The following is a 13779-nucleotide window of genomic DNA, read 5'->3' as shown; positions in this document are numbered from 1 at the left end:
GAGGGTTCAGGGGGCGGGCATGCCGACGGCATTGATCTCGGTGTACGACAAGACGGGGCTCATCCCCCTGGCGGAAGGGCTGCTGGCCCAGGGCTGGCGCCTGCTGGCGACGGGGGGAACCCTCCGCACCCTCCAGGAATCGAAGCTCGAGGCCCAGGAAGTGGCGGCCTACACCGGCGCGCCGGAATGCTTCGACGGCCGGGTGAAGACCCTGCATCCCCGGATCCACGGCGGCCTGCTCTACCGGCGGGACCTGCCCGCCCACGTGGCCGACGCCAAGGCCCAGGGCATCGATCCCATCGATCTGGTGGTGATCAACCTCTACCCCTTCGAGGCCACCATCGCCCGGGAGGGCGTGACCGCCGCCGAGGCCATCGAGCAGATCGACATCGGCGGCCCCAGCATGATCCGCAGCGCCTCCAAGAACCACGCCTCCGTCACGGTGCTCACGGATCCCGACCAGTACGCCCCTTTCCTCGAGAAGCTGCATGCCGGCTCCTGGAGCCTGGAGGACCGCCGCCGCTGCGCCCTGGAGGCCTTCCGCCGGACCGCCGCCTACGACGCCGCCATCGCGGGCTGGATGGCGCGCGACCTGGCCCCCCGCAAGGTCGCGGACCTGCCCCACAATCTGGCGCTGAACCTCGTCCAGAAGCAGGGCCTCCGCTACGGAGAGAATCCCCACCAGCCCGCGGCCTTCTACGTGGAGCCGGGCCGGAAGGCCGAGGGGATGGCGGCCTGCCAGCAGCACCAGGGCAAGGAGCTGAGCTTCAACAACCTGCTGGACGCCGACGCCTGCGCCCGGCTGGTGTGGCAGTTCCCCGCTCCCGCCTGCGTGATCGTGAAGCACAACAACCCCTGCGGCGTGGGCCAGGGGCCGCATGCGCTGGAAGCCTTCATGCGCGCCCAGGCCGGCGATCCCGTCAGCGCCTTCGGCGGGATCGTGGCCTTCAACCGCCCCGTGGGCGTCGAAGTGGCCCACGTCATGGCCCAGAACTTCTGGGAAGTGATCCTGGCGCCCGCCTTCACCGGCGAGGCCCTGGAGGTCTTCGCCGCCAAGAAGCAGCTCCGCATCCTCCAGACGCCCGACCACTGGCCCCTGAGCGCCGAAGGGCTGGACGCCCGCTCCATCGGGGGCGGCTACCTGGTGCAGCGGGCCGACGACGCCTTCGCGCCCTACGAGACCTGGGAGGTGAAGGCCAGCGGCTCCGGCCCCAAGCCGCGGACCGAGGATCTCGTGCTGGCCCAGCGGGTGGCCAAGGCCGTGAAATCCAACGCCATCGTTCTGGTGAAGGACGGCGCCACCGTGGGCATCGGCGCGGGCCAGATGAGCCGGGTGGACTCCGTGGAGATCGCCTGCCGCAAGGCGGGAGAGCGCGCCCGCGGCGCCGTCCTAGGCAGCGACGCGTTCTTCCCCTTCGCCGACGGCCTCGAAGTGGCCGCCCGTCAGGGCGTCTGCGCCTTCGTCGAGCCCGGCGGCAGCCTCCGCGACAGCGAAGTCATCGCCGCCGCCCAGAAGCTGGGCGTCTGGCTGTTCTTCACCGGCATGAGACACTTCAGGCACTAAAACCGATTCACCACCAAGGCACCAAGACACCAAGGACTGCTTGGTTTTTCTTGGTGTCTTGGTGCCTTGGTGGTTGGCTTTATCTTTTCAGGTACCCCATGAAGACCTCCGAACTCCGCCAGCGATTCCTCCAGTACTTCGAACGCCAGGGCCACCGCCGGGTGGCGTCCAGCGCGGTGATCGGACCGGCGGACGATCCGACGGTGATGTGGACCAACTCGGGGATGATCCAGTTCAAGGACGTGTTCCTGGGCAAGGAGCGGCGCGACTACAGCCGGGCCACCACCAGCCAGAAGTGCCTGCGCGCGGGCGGGAAGCACAACGACCTGGACCAGGTGGGGTTCACGGCCCGCCACCACACGTTCTTCGAGATGCTCGGGAACTTCAGCTTCGGCGACTACTTCAAGGCCGACGCCATCCGCTTCGCCTGGGAGTTCCTCACGGGGCCCGTGGACCAGGGCTGCCTGGGGTTGGATCCGACGCGCCTGTGGATCACGGTGTTCGAGGGCGCGGACGGCGTCCCGGCCGACACCGAGGCCGAGGACCTGTGGCGGGCCGCCGGCGTCCTGCCGGACCGCATCATGCGCTTCGGCAAGAAGGACAATTTCTGGCAGATGGGCGACACCGGCCCCTGCGGCCCCTGCTCGGAGATGCACTTCGACCGCGGCGCCCACATCCCCGGCGATGCCACGCCCAACGGCGACGGCGACCGCGTGATGGAGATCTGGAACCTGGTCTTCATGCAGTACGAGCGGGACGCCCAGGGCGTCCTGTCGCCCCTGCCCAAGCCGAGCATCGACACGGGCATGGGCCTGGAGCGGACGGCCAGCATCCTCCAGGGCGTGGACACCAACTACGAGATCGACCTGTTCGCCCCCATCTTCCGGGCCATCTGGAAGGCGGCGAAGGTCAAGCCCGAGGAGCGCGGCGAGCATCCCTACCGTACGGCCTCCCAGGTGATCGCGGACCACATCCGCGCCGCCACGTTCATGTGCTTCGACGGGGTGGTGCCCAGCAACGAGGGCCGCGGCTACGTCCTCCGCAAGATCGTGCGCCGGGCCCTGCGCTTCGGGCGGAAGCTGGGGATCGAGGGGCTCTTCTTCGCGGAGCTGGCCCCGGCGGTGTTCGAGGCCATGGGGGATCAGTATCCCGAGCTGCTGAGCGAGATGGCCCGCATCCAGAAGTCCCTGCGGCACGAGGAGCGCCAGTTCAGCCAGACCCTCTCCACGGGCCTGAAGCTCCTGGAGGCCAGCGACGTTTCCACGGGCACCCTCGGCGGCGCCGACATCTTCCGCCTCTACGACACCTACGGGTTTCCCGTGGACCTGGTGGAGGACTGGTGCCGGGAACGCGGCGTGACCGCCGACCTCCCCGGCTTCCAGCAGGAACTGGCCACGCAGCGCGCCCGCGCCCGCGCCGCCATGAAGGCCCACGACCTCCGGCTGGCGGGCGATCTCGCGATCCTGGCGGAACTGCCCCCCACCCGCTTCACGGGCTACGACCACCTCGAGAGCCAGGCCCACGTGGTGGCCCTGTTCGACGCGGAGAACCGCCGCGTGAAGCAGCTCACGGGCGAGGGCTACGCGCTCCTCGACCGCACGCCCTTCTACGCCCAGTCCGGCGGCCAGGTGGGCGACACCGGCCAGCTGCGCTTCGAGGGCGGCCACGCGGAAGTGGTGGACTGCACGGCCCCCGCGCCCAAGCGCCACCTCCACAAGGTGGTGGTGACCGGCTCCCTCGGGGAGAACATGCCGGTCAACGCGATGGTCCACAACATCCGCCGACGCCGCGTCCGCGCGCACCACACGGCCACCCACCTGCTCCACGCCGCCCTGCGAGAAGTCCTGGGCACCCACGTCAAGCAGGCGGGCAGCGTCGTGGACGCCAGCCGGCTCCGCTTCGACTTCACCCATTTCGCGCCCCTGGAGCCGGAGCAGATCGCCGAGATCGAGCGCCTGGCCTCCCGGGAAGCGCTGAAGGCGCTGCCCACGAAGGTGCGGGAGATGGAGATCGACGAGGCCCTGGCCTCGGGCGCCATGGCGCTGTTCGGCGAGAAGTACGGCGATGTCGTGCGCGTCGTGCAGGTCCCCGGCTTCTCCACGGAACTCTGCGGCGGAACCCACGTGGCGAACACCGGCGAGATCGGCGTCGTGAAGATCGTGTCGGAAAGCGCGGTGGCGGCGGGCGTCCGCCGGATCGAAGCCGTGGCCGGGGAGACCGCCCTGGAGCTGCTCCAGGCGGACGAGACCATGATCCTGGGGCTGTCGCGACAGGCCAACGCCGCCCGCGAGGCCCTACCCGACCTGCTGACCGCTCGCGAGCAGCGCATCCTCCAGCTGGAGCGCGATCTGAAGGAGGCCAAGCTGAGGGCCGCCAGCGGCGGCGGCAGCGCCGAGCAGGTGGAACAGATCCAGGGCGTGACCCTCGTCACCGCCTCCGTTGAGGGCCTTGAAGGCAACGCCCTGCGCGAATTCATGGACCAAGTCCGGACCCGCCACCGCAGCGCCGTCATCGTCCTGGCCTCCAAGGCCGCCGAGGACAAGGTCGCCGCGCTCGTGTCGGTCTCTTCCGACCTGCCCTACGATGCGGGCGCCCTCTTCAAGGCCATGCTGCCCGCGCTGAACGGACGGGGCGGTGGGAAAAAGGATCTCGCCCAGGGGGGCGGCACCCGTCCCGCCGGCCTGCCCGAAGCCTTCGCGGCGTTGCGCGCGGCGCTGTAGAACCGCACCAGGATCAGATTTCCGCGAAAGGCGGCCGACAAAATGGGGAGAACCTTCCCCAAAGGTCTGCCCATGCTCCCGATCCGCCGCCTGCTGCTGCGGGACCTGCTGGTCCTCATGGCCGGCGTGTCCGCGCTCCTGCTGGGGCTGGCGTGGTGGAGCCAGCAGCAGGCCCTGGAACACCAGGCCAGCGCCCGGGCGCGGACGGCCCTGGAGCATCTGGACACGAGCCTGCGGCGGGACCTGGAGGCCTCGGAATCCATCGGCGGCGTGATCCGCGACTGGTGGGTGGAGGGCATCCTCGACCTCGCCCGGCCCGATCAGACGGCCCGGATCGTCATGCCCGTGCTCAGCGCCCAGCACAGCATCACCAGCCTCAACCTCGCGCGGACCGACGGCGCCTCCCTGCTCTTCCTGCGCATCGGCGGCGCGTGGTCCTACCGGGAACTGCAAGACGCCGGCCCTCGGGCGCGGGTGCGCTGGCACCGCCTGGATCCCACGGGCCGGATCCTGTCCAGCGGCCCCTGGACGCCCATGGACTACGATCCCCGCACCCGGCCCTGGTACCAGACCGGCGCGCTGGCCGCCACGCCCGTCTGGACCGATCCCTACGTGTTCTACACCACCCAGGATCCGGGGGTCACCTTCACCCTGCCCATCCGGGACGGGGCGGGCCTGCAGGGCGTCGCGGCCCTGGACTTCCTGCTGGACGACCTCACCGAGGCCGTGTGGGCCGCGCAGCCCTCGCCGCGGAGCCGCTGCCTGGTGACGGATCTGGAAGGCCGCGCCCTGATCCTCCCCCGCGATGCCGCCTTCGAAACCGTGGGGAGCCGGCGGCGGGCCTTTCTCAAGCCCCTGCCGCGGGAGATCCTGGGCGGCTGGACGGGACCGAGGGGCTCCGCGAAGGACGCCCAGCACATCACCCTGGGAACGGCGCCGGCCTTCGGCTTGGCCCTTCCCTTCGAGGGGCTGGCGGGCCTCCACTGGCGGCTTCTGCTGGTGGTCCCCGAGGAGGATCTTCTCGGCCCCGCCCACTTCCGGGTGGGGAGCATGCTGGGCCTGGCGGTGCTCGCCCTGGGGCTCGCGGCCTGGCGGATCCGGCGGATCGCCCGGTACGTGGCGGAGCCCATCGCGGAACTGAGCGCCCTCGCGGAGGCCCTGGGCCAGGGCGAGCCGCCGCCAGCCACCACGTCGGAGATCCAGGAAATCCGCAGCCTGGACCACGCCCTTCGCAAGGCGGGCGAGACCCTGGCGGACCGCGCCCGGCTCCAGCGCCAGTTGGAGCACAGCCAGCGCATGGAGACCGTGGGAACTCTGGCCGGAGGCATCGCCCACGACGTGAACAATCAGCTGGCGGCGATCCTGGGCCAGCTCCACCTCAGCCGGGAACTGCTGCCGGAGGGCCATCCCGTCCTCAACCGGATCCTCCGCGCCGAGGAAGCCACCCGGCGCTGCGCCCAGACCACCAAGGCCCTGCTGTCCTTCAGCCACCAGTCGCGCCCGGAGCTGAAGCGCCTGGACCTGAACCTCCTGGTGGGCGAGACCGCCACCATCCTGGACCGCCTGCTGGGGGGCCGGATCCGCCTGGTGCTCGACCTGGATCCCGCCCTGCCGCGGGTCCGGGGCGACGCGGTCCAGCTGGAGCAGGTCCTGATGAACCTCGCGGTGAACGCGCGGGACGCCATGCCCAACGGCGGCACCCTGGAACTTCGCACGGCGGCGGCTCCGCCGGGCCTCGCCTCCGTGGAGGTGCTCGATTCCGGCCAGGGCATCGCCCCCGCGGCCCTGTCGCACATCTTCGAGCCGTTCTACACCACCAAGGAGCTGGGGAAGGGCACCGGCCTGGGCCTCGCCATGGCCTTCGGGATCGTCAAGGCCCACCAGGGCACCATCCAGGCGAGCAACCGCCCCGAAGGAGGCGCCCGCTTCCGGATCACCTTTCCCGCGGCGGACGGAGAGGACGATCCGCAGCCCCATCCCAAGGAACCGCTCCGGGCCGAGACCCGCCTCGCCGGCGTGAAGATCCTGGTGGTGGAGGACGAGGCGCTGCTCCGCGACATGCTGGCGGACGCCCTCACCCTCGCCCGGGCCCAGGTGGCCGCTGCCCCCGACGGCGCGGTGGCGTGGCAGGCCTGGCAGGCGGCCTCCTTCGACTTGGTCCTCAGCGACCACCGGATGCCGGACTGCACGGGGCTCGAGCTGCTGGAGCGGATCCGCGCCGCAGGCTCGGACACGCCGTTCATCCTGATCAGCGGCCAGGGCCTCGAAGGAATGGAAGCAACGCTGGCCCAGGATCCCCGCGTCCGCCTGCTTCCCAAGCCCTTCGAAATGCCCCGCCTGCTGGCGCTGATGGACGAACTGCTGGCGGGCCACGCGCTCGAATAGCGGAAGGAGGTCGTCGTTATCTTGAATATATTCTTAGCGTTAGACCCTTCGATCTAGACGTTTTTCCGTTGCCCGCCTTCTCTCCATGCCCTAACCTGCAGCTTCCATGGGCCCGCGCACCGCAGGAACTCGCCTCTCGCTCCGGCGCGCCGCGCGCTGGCTGGTGTGGCTGCTGCCGTGGCTGTGGATCGGCGGGGCAGCCCTGGCGCTGGATCCCGCGCGTCCCCTCGCCACCTGCGCTCAGCGCGCCTGGCGCAGCGAGGACGGCCTGCTCCAGGACACGGTGGAAGCCCTCGCCGAAACCGAGGACGGCTTCCTGTGGATCGGCACGGGAGCGGGCCTGGTGCGGTTCGACGGGGCCGCCTTCGAGCCCTATTCGCGCCTCAATGTCCCCGGCTTTTCCTCCAACGCCGTCAAGTGCCTCGCCGAGGGCCCCGGCGACGCGGTGTGGATCGGAACCTCCGAGCCCGGACTCTACCTGCTGGACCGGGGCGCGCTCCGCGCATTTGGCGCCGCCGAGGGACTGCCCGACCGCCCCATCCGGCGCCTGCTGAAGGACCGCGCCGGAACGCTGTGGGCCGCGCCGACGGAAGGCCCCCTCCTGCGGTTCGACGGGACCGCCTTCCGGCCCGTCCCCTGCGACGCCGCCCAGCTGCGGATCCGCGCCCTGGCCGAGGACGAGACGGGCGCGATATGGGCGGTCGCCGGAACGGGCCTGTGGCGCCTGCAGCAGGACCGGCTCCTCATGGCCGCGGTAGGTTCCGCGGAACTCACCGCCGTGAGCGCGGGCGGGCAGGGCGAAGTGTGGGCCGGCACCACCTCGGGAGGCATCTTCAAGCTGGAGGCGGGCCGGCTGGAGCCCGTTCCCTGGGCCCGGGGCCTGCCATCGAAAGCCGTCAGCCTCCTGCGGGTGGATCGCCGGGGCAGCCTGTGGGTGGGATTCGAGCAGGGCGGCCTGTTCCGGCGGACCGTGGAAGGCCGGCTGGAGGCGGTTCCGGCAGCGGGCGGCTCCCGGGCCACGCCCCTGTGCCTTCTCGAAGACCGCGCCGGCGCGCTGTGGACGGGCAGCGAAACCCGCGGCCTGAGCGCCCTCTACCCCGTTCCTTTCCACAGCCTCCCCGTGGCGGGGAGCGAGGCGGAAGAGACGGTCCTGATGGTCTGCCAGGACGTGCGCGGAGACGTGTGGGGACTCACGCGGGACCATGCCCTCGCCCAGATCCGGGGCGGCCGGGTGGAGCGCCTCCGCCCGGCTCCGTCTCTTGGCGGTGTCCCCAGCGCCCTGTGGCCCCGCGCGGCCGGTGGCGTGTGGGTGGGGACGTCCCTTGGCGGGCTGAACATCCTGGAGGAAGGCCGCACCCGGCCCTTCCACTGGCCCGACGGCACCCAGCCGGACGCCATCGTGGCGCTGTACGAGGATCCCAACCGCGTCCTGTGGGTGGCGAGCGCCCGGCAGGGGCTGGTGCGGCTCCCACCCGACGGCTCCCCGGTGATCCATCCCGCCATCCAGGGGGTCCAGGCCTTCGCAGGAGGGGGCCCCGGTCCCCTGTTCCTGGCCGATCCCAACCGGGGGCTGGGCATCCTGGAATCCGGACGGACGCGGTGGCTGGGGCGGGCGGAGGGCCTGGGCTCCAGCGGGGTCCGCTGCCTCCACCTGGACGGTGACGGGACGCTGTGGGTCGGCACGGCGGACGGCCTCCGCCGCTATCGGAATGGCGCCTTCCAGGCCTTCGAAGGCCAAGGCGGTCCCGCGGCCCTGCCCATCCACGCGCTCGGGGAGGACGCGGAACACCGGCTGTGGGCGGGCACGCCCCGCGGCGTCTTCCGCATCCTCCCGCCGGAAGGCGAAGGCCCCTTGGCGGCGGCACTCTACGACCACCACGACGGGCTGCCTTCGCGGGAAGCCCAACCGGAGCCGCAGCCCACCAGCTGGATCACCCGCGAGGGCGAGCTGTATCTCTCCACCAGCCGGGGGCTGGCCCGCCTGGCGCCGAAGACGGACCTCTCCCCGGAACCCGCATTGAGGATCCAGCTCCTGAAGGCCGAAGGCGACGACGCCCTCCTGCCCGCCGGTCCCTTGCTCCGCGTCCCGGCGGGCACCCACCGGTTCGAGCTGCACTACACGGCGCCCTCGCTCCTCCGCGCGGACAAGGTGCGGTTCCGCTATCGCCTGGAGGGCTGGGAGCGGGCGTGGAACGAGGTCGGCGACCGCCGCTTCGCGACCTATTCCAACCTGCCGGCGGGCTCCTACCGGTTCGTGCTCCAAGGCTGGCGCGGGGACGAACGGGGCGAGCCTGCGGAGCAGTCTGTGGATGTGGTGGTGCTGCCCCTCTTCTACCAGCGCGCCGCCTTCTGGGGCCTGTGCGCGCTGCTGCTGGCGGCCTTCGCCGCGTGGCTGGTGCGGCTGCGGATCCAGCAGGCGGAGGCGCGCACGGCGGTCCTGGCGGAGCGCAACCGGATGGCCCGGGAGATCCACGATCACCTGGCCCAAGGTTTCACCGGCGTCCTCCTTCAGTTGGAGGCCGCGGAGGCCAAGCTGGGCCGGCTGGCCGGCGATCCCGAACCCGTCCTCACCCGCCTGGACCACGCGCGACAACTGGCCGTCGCCAGCCTCCAGGAGGCCCGCCGCTCGGTGATGACGCTCCAGCCGCGGCGGCCCGAGGGCATGGACCTGCTGGGGGCGCTGCGGTCCCTGTCGGACCGGCTGCTCGCGGGAACGGAGATCCAGGTGGAACTGGCCCAGACCGGCGAGCCGCGCCCTCTGGGCCCGCGCCTGGAGGAGGAACTGCTCCGCATGGCCCAGGAGGCTCTGACCAACGCACTCCGCCACGGCCATGCCCGCTGGGTCCGCGTGGTCCTCCAGTATGAGGGGCGCCAGGTCCGCCTCCACATGGAGGACGACGGCCAGGGCTTCGACCCTTCCGCGAACGCCGCCGGCTACGGGATGCGGAGCATCCGGGAGAGCGTCCGCCAGTGGCGGGGGCGCATCGACGTGGACAGCGGCCCCGGCCTCGGCACCCGCATCACCATCACCCTTCCCATCCCGAGGTGGCGATCATGACCCAGCCTTCCCCCATCCGCCTGCTGATCGTGGACGACCATCCCGTGGTGCGGGACGGTCTCGTGGCCATCCTCCACCAGGGCGAGCCCGACCTGGAAGTGGTCGGCGAGGCCGGCGACGGCCGCGAAGCGGTCAACGCCTGGCGCACCCTCCGGCCCACGGTGACGATCATGGATCTCCAGCTCCCGGGCCAGTCCGGGGTGGAGGCCATCACCGCCATCCGGCGGGAGGATCCCACGGCTTCCATCCTGGTGCTCACCACCTTCGACGGGGACGCCGACATCCAGCGGGCCCTGGAGGCGGGCGCGCGAGGCTACCTCCTGAAGAGCGTCCGCCGGGCCATCCTGATCGAGGCGGTGCGCGCGGTGGCCTCGGGGCAGCGCTACCTTCCGCCCGCCACCGCCGCCCGGCTGGTGGAGGCGATGGAGGCCGAGAAGCTGACCGCCCGGGAACTGGACGTCCTCCGGCTCGTGGCCGAGGGCCAGCGCAACCGCGAGATCGCCGAGACGCTGGGGCTGGCCGAACCCACGGTGAAGATCCACGTGAACAACCTGCTGCGCAAGCTCCAGGTGAAGGACCGGACGGAAGCCGCCGTGGTGGCCCTCCGCCGCGGGCTGGTCCACCTCAAGTCCTGAGCGTCAGCGCCGGAACGTGAAGAACACCGCGCCCACGAGGCAGAGCCCCGCCCACAGGTGGTTGAGGTGCAGGCGCTCCCGCATCCACGTCGCGGTGAAGACCGCGAACACGAGAAGCGTGACCACTTCCTGGATCACCTTGAGCTGGGGCAGGGAGAACCGGCCGTAGCCGGCCCGGTTCGCGGGGACCATCAGGCAGTACTCGAAAAAGGCGATGCCCCAACTGGCCAGGATCGCGAGCCACAGCGGGCTGTCGCGGTGGTGCTTCAGGTGGCCGTACCACGCGAAGGTCATGAATATGTTGCTGAGGATGAGCAGCAGCACCGTCCGCATCGATCAGGGCTCCAGCACCGCTTGGACCTTGGCCAGCAGGTCCTTCGGTCCATAGGGTTTCTGGAGGAACCCCTTCAGGCCCTTGCCCAGGAAGCGGCTCATGGCCTCGGCCTCGCTGTAGCCGGAGCTGAGGATCACGCGCAGGTCGGGCTGGAGGCGCCGCATCTCGCGGTAGGCCTCCTCCCCGCCCATGTGGGGCATGGTCATGTCCAGGAGGACGAGGCCCACGGTGGCGCCCTGCTCCTGCACCAGATCCACCGCCGCCCGCCCGTCGGGGGCCTCGATGACCTGGAATCCCCGCAGCTCCAGGGCCTGCCGGGCGACGGCGCGGACGGTCTCGTCGTCGTCCACCACCAGGATCAGCCCGCTTCCCTGCCAGGGGGCTTCGCGGCTCGCCTGGGCCGCGGGCGCCAGCGCTTCCTCCTGGGCGGGAAACAGGACCTTGAACGTGGTTCCGCGCCCCACTTCCGAATAGACCCGCAGCGCGCCCTTGTGCCCGCGGACGATGCCCATGATGGCGGAGAGGCCGAGACCCCGGCCCGTGAACTTGGTGGTGAAGAAGGGCTCGAAGATCCGCGCCATGGTGTCGGCGTCCATGCCGCAGCCGGTGTCCGTCACTTCCAGGTAGACGTAGGTTCCCGGCGCCGCGTCCTGCCCCACGAGCATGGTGCGGATGGCGGTCTCCTCCAGCCGCTGGACGCCGGTGGCGAGGGTGATGGCGCCGGAGACTTCTCCGATGGCCTCCGCCGCGTTGATCACCAGGTTCATGATCACCTGCTGGATCTGCGACGCGTCCGCGGAAACGGCCGGCAGGCCGCGCTTCAGGCCCAGGTTGAGGACCACGGTCTTGGGCAGGCTCACCTCCAGGAGGTGGAGCATCTCCTCCACCTGGGCGGTGAGATCCAGGTGGCGCACCACGAACTGCCCGCGCCCCGAATAGGCCAGCATCTGGCGCGTGAGGTCCGCGGCCCGGTGGCCCGCCTTCTGGATGGCCTCCAGATTGCGCCGCACGGGATGGAGCGGATTCAGCTGCTCCAGCGCCAGTCCGGCATGGCCGAGGACGCCCATCAGCAGATTGTTGAAGTCGTGGGCGATGCCGCCCGCGAGGACGCCCAGGCTCTCCATCTTCTGGGCCTGGAACAGCTGGCGCTCCAGGGCCGCGCGCTCGGATTCCGCCCGCTTCTGGGCCGTCAGGTCCCGGACGATGGCGTGGAAGATGGGCCGGTCCCCGTAATCCAGCCGGGTGAGGTTCACCTGGCAGATCGCCTCCCGACCGCCCTCGCAGAGGAAGGTCCACTCGAATTGGCCGGAGGTACCCCGCCGGGCGGCTTCCATGTGGCACCGCCCCAGGTCGCTGCTGGGCGATCCGTCCGGCTGGTGCTCGGGGCAGAGGTCGAGAATGGGCCGGCCCAGCAATTCGTCCGCGCCGAGACCGAACAGCCGCCAGGCGGCCGGGTTGGCGTCGGCGATGGCGGCGCCCGACAGCAGCACGATGGGATCCGGCGTCTGCTCGAACAGCATCCGGAAGCGGGCTTCCTGCGCCTCCAGCGCCTGCCGGGCGTGGACCCGCTTCATCACCAGGCCCGCGGCCTCCGTCAGGCTCTTGAGGGCCTCGAAGCGCTCCTGGGACAGCGCCACCGGCCCCTGCGGCCCGAACGCGCCGCCGTGAAGGATGCCGACGACGCTGCCCTCGTGGGCCAGGGGCAGGCCCACCACCGATCGGAAAGGCCACGTCGCCAGATCGAACAGCTCCGGCACGTCTTCGCAGTGCGGGATGAACACCGCCCGCTGGCGGAGGTGGATCTCCTCCAGAAACGCATTGCCCGCGACGCGCACGGGCTCGCGGATCTCCTCGGGGGAGCCGAAGGCATCGAGTCCCGGGGTCCAATGGGTGGTGACGCTCCCGTCCACGGCCGCGTCGTAGCGGTTGAACCACCACTCGGGCAGGGGCGCCAGCCGCGCCGCCCACCGGAACAGTCCCGCGATCAGCGTGTCCTCGTCGCCGGCCTCGGAGAGTTCCCGCACGCCCTGCGCCAGTTCCCGCGACAGGCTGGCGGCCTCCTCCAGCCGATCCTCGCCTCCCAGCCGCTCCAGCGCGAGGGCCGCGATCCGCGCCAGGCTCTGGAGGACGGGGAACAGGCTCTCCCGCAGGGGCGTGGGCGACTCGTCCTGGAACGTGGCGGCGAACAGGACGCCCGTCAGACGCCCCTCGAAGACCAGGGGCACGCCCAGGAGGCTGCGCAGGCCCGAGGTTTCCACCAGGTCGGGCTGGATCATGGACGGCGAGGCCGCGGCGTCCTCCACGAAGCACATCCGCCGGTGCTCGTAGACTTCCCGGGCGAAGCCCGTGTCCTGGAGCGGGAACGCGAGGCCCTCCACCAGGGCCCCCATCCGGGAGGCGAGCGAGGGCGCGGAAGCCACCACCTGGAGCCGGCGCCGGTCCCCCGCAAGTTCGTACCGCCCCAGGAACCAGTGAGGACCCGTCAGGATGGCCGCGGCGCGGGCCAGGAGCACCCGGTGAACCTCCTCCTGGCTGCGCGCGAGGCTCAGGGCGTAGATGCCCTCCGCCAGATGGCGCTGGAGCCCGGCGCTCTCCGCGAGCCTCCCGTTGGCCAACTGTTCCTCGGACTGGTCGCGCCCCCACACGAAGACGTGCTCGTCCCCCTCGGCGCCGAGCCCCAGGGCGGTGAGCCGCACGGGCAGGGCCTCTCCGTCGAGACGCAGCCAGCTCGCCACGTCGGGCCGATCCGTTCCCGCGCGGGAGATCCCCTCGAACCACGCCCGGGCCTGCGCCGGCGGCAGGTCGTGGCGGAGCTGCTCGAATCCGAGGCGGGGGAGATCGTCCTCTCCGGCGCCGAGCATCAGCAATGCGCGGGGATTGGCGTGCAGGATCCGCCCTTCCCGATCCAGGATCAGAAAGGCCATCGAGGCCCGTTGAAAGAGGCCCCGGAGGGCCCTTTCCGCGAGCGAGCCGAGACGGCCGGCCGGGGGAGGAGGGATGGGTGACGCGTCCAAAGCTGATACCGACCGGAGAAGAGAGGCTGTCTGGACTGTATCAGCAGACACGGCGGGGACTAGGGCCTG

The 13779-nt window shown here is 71.1% G+C and carries 7 protein-coding genes; 5 read left to right on the top strand and 2 right to left on the bottom strand.

Going from position 1 to position 13779, the window contains the following annotated elements:
• The first annotated feature begins 19 nt into the window (after positions 1–19).
• The 5 genes from purH (at position 20) to RAH39_RS00765 (ending at position 10362) form a co-directional block, all read left to right on the top strand.
• Entirely contained in the window at positions 20–1564 is a 1545-nt protein-coding gene (purH, locus tag RAH39_RS00785; RefSeq protein ID WP_306590897.1) for a bifunctional phosphoribosylaminoimidazolecarboxamide formyltransferase/IMP cyclohydrolase, read from the top strand.
• Positions 1565–1662: 98 nt separating this feature from the next.
• Positions 1663–4284 (top strand): alanine--tRNA ligase, encoded by a 2622-nt coding sequence (gene alaS / locus RAH39_RS00780; RefSeq protein WP_306590896.1) that lies wholly within the window; start codon positions 1663–1665, stop codon positions 4282–4284.
• Between the two features lie 72 nt (positions 4285–4356).
• Positions 4357–6669 carry an ATP-binding protein gene (locus RAH39_RS00775; RefSeq protein WP_306590895.1) on the top strand — a complete coding sequence of 771 codons (2313 nt, stop codon included), beginning with the start codon at positions 4357–4359 and terminating at the stop codon, positions 6667–6669.
• 106 nt (positions 6670–6775) lie between these two features.
• Positions 6776–9727, top strand: coding sequence for a sensor histidine kinase (locus RAH39_RS00770; RefSeq protein ID WP_306590894.1), 2952 nt, complete (start codon positions 6776–6778; stop codon positions 9725–9727).
• Positions 9724–10362, top strand: a complete 639-nt coding sequence (locus RAH39_RS00765) for a response regulator (RefSeq protein ID WP_306590893.1) — start codon at positions 9724–9726, stop codon at positions 10360–10362. Before RAH39_RS00770 ends, RAH39_RS00765 begins: the two co-directional genes overlap by 4 nt.
• Positions 10363–10365: 3 nt before the next feature.
• On the opposite strand, the gene RAH39_RS00760 is transcribed toward RAH39_RS00765, so the two are convergent.
• Together RAH39_RS00760 and RAH39_RS00755 are read right to left on the bottom strand one after the other, a co-directional pair.
• Positions 10366–10695 carry a DMT family protein gene (locus RAH39_RS00760; RefSeq protein WP_306590892.1) on the bottom strand — a complete coding sequence of 110 codons (330 nt, stop codon included), beginning with the start codon at positions 10693–10695 and terminating at the stop codon, positions 10366–10368.
• 3 nt (positions 10696–10698) lie between these two features.
• A complete protein-coding gene (locus tag RAH39_RS00755; protein WP_306590891.1) occupies positions 10699–13761 on the bottom strand; it encodes a hybrid sensor histidine kinase/response regulator in 3063 nt (1020 codons plus the stop codon).
• Positions 13762–13779 lie beyond the last annotated feature (18 nt).

This window comes from Geothrix sp. 21YS21S-4 (assembly GCF_030845995.1).
Classification (GTDB): domain Bacteria; phylum Acidobacteriota; class Holophagae; order Holophagales; family Holophagaceae; genus Geothrix.
Note: the sequence above shows the minus strand (reverse complement) of the source record. Positions and strands in the feature narration are given on the sequence as shown.

Bases quoted from the DNA above. Each gene is read 5' to 3' on its own strand.
- purH (WP_306590897.1), top strand. From the start codon at position 20: ATGCCGACGGCATTGATCTCGGTGTACGACAAGACGGGGCTCATCCCC.
- alaS (WP_306590896.1), top strand. From the start codon at position 1,663: ATGAAGACCTCCGAACTCCGCCAGCGATTCCTCCAGTACTTCGAACGC.
- RAH39_RS00775 (WP_306590895.1), top strand. From the start codon at position 4,357: ATGCTCCCGATCCGCCGCCTGCTGCTGCGGGACCTGCTGGTCCTCATG.
- RAH39_RS00770 (WP_306590894.1), top strand. From the start codon at position 6,776: ATGGGCCCGCGCACCGCAGGAACTCGCCTCTCGCTCCGGCGCGCCGCG.
- RAH39_RS00765 (WP_306590893.1), top strand. From the start codon at position 9,724: ATGACCCAGCCTTCCCCCATCCGCCTGCTGATCGTGGACGACCATCCC.
- RAH39_RS00760 (WP_306590892.1), bottom strand. From the start codon at position 10,695: ATGCGGACGGTGCTGCTGCTCATCCTCAGCAACATATTCATGACCTTC.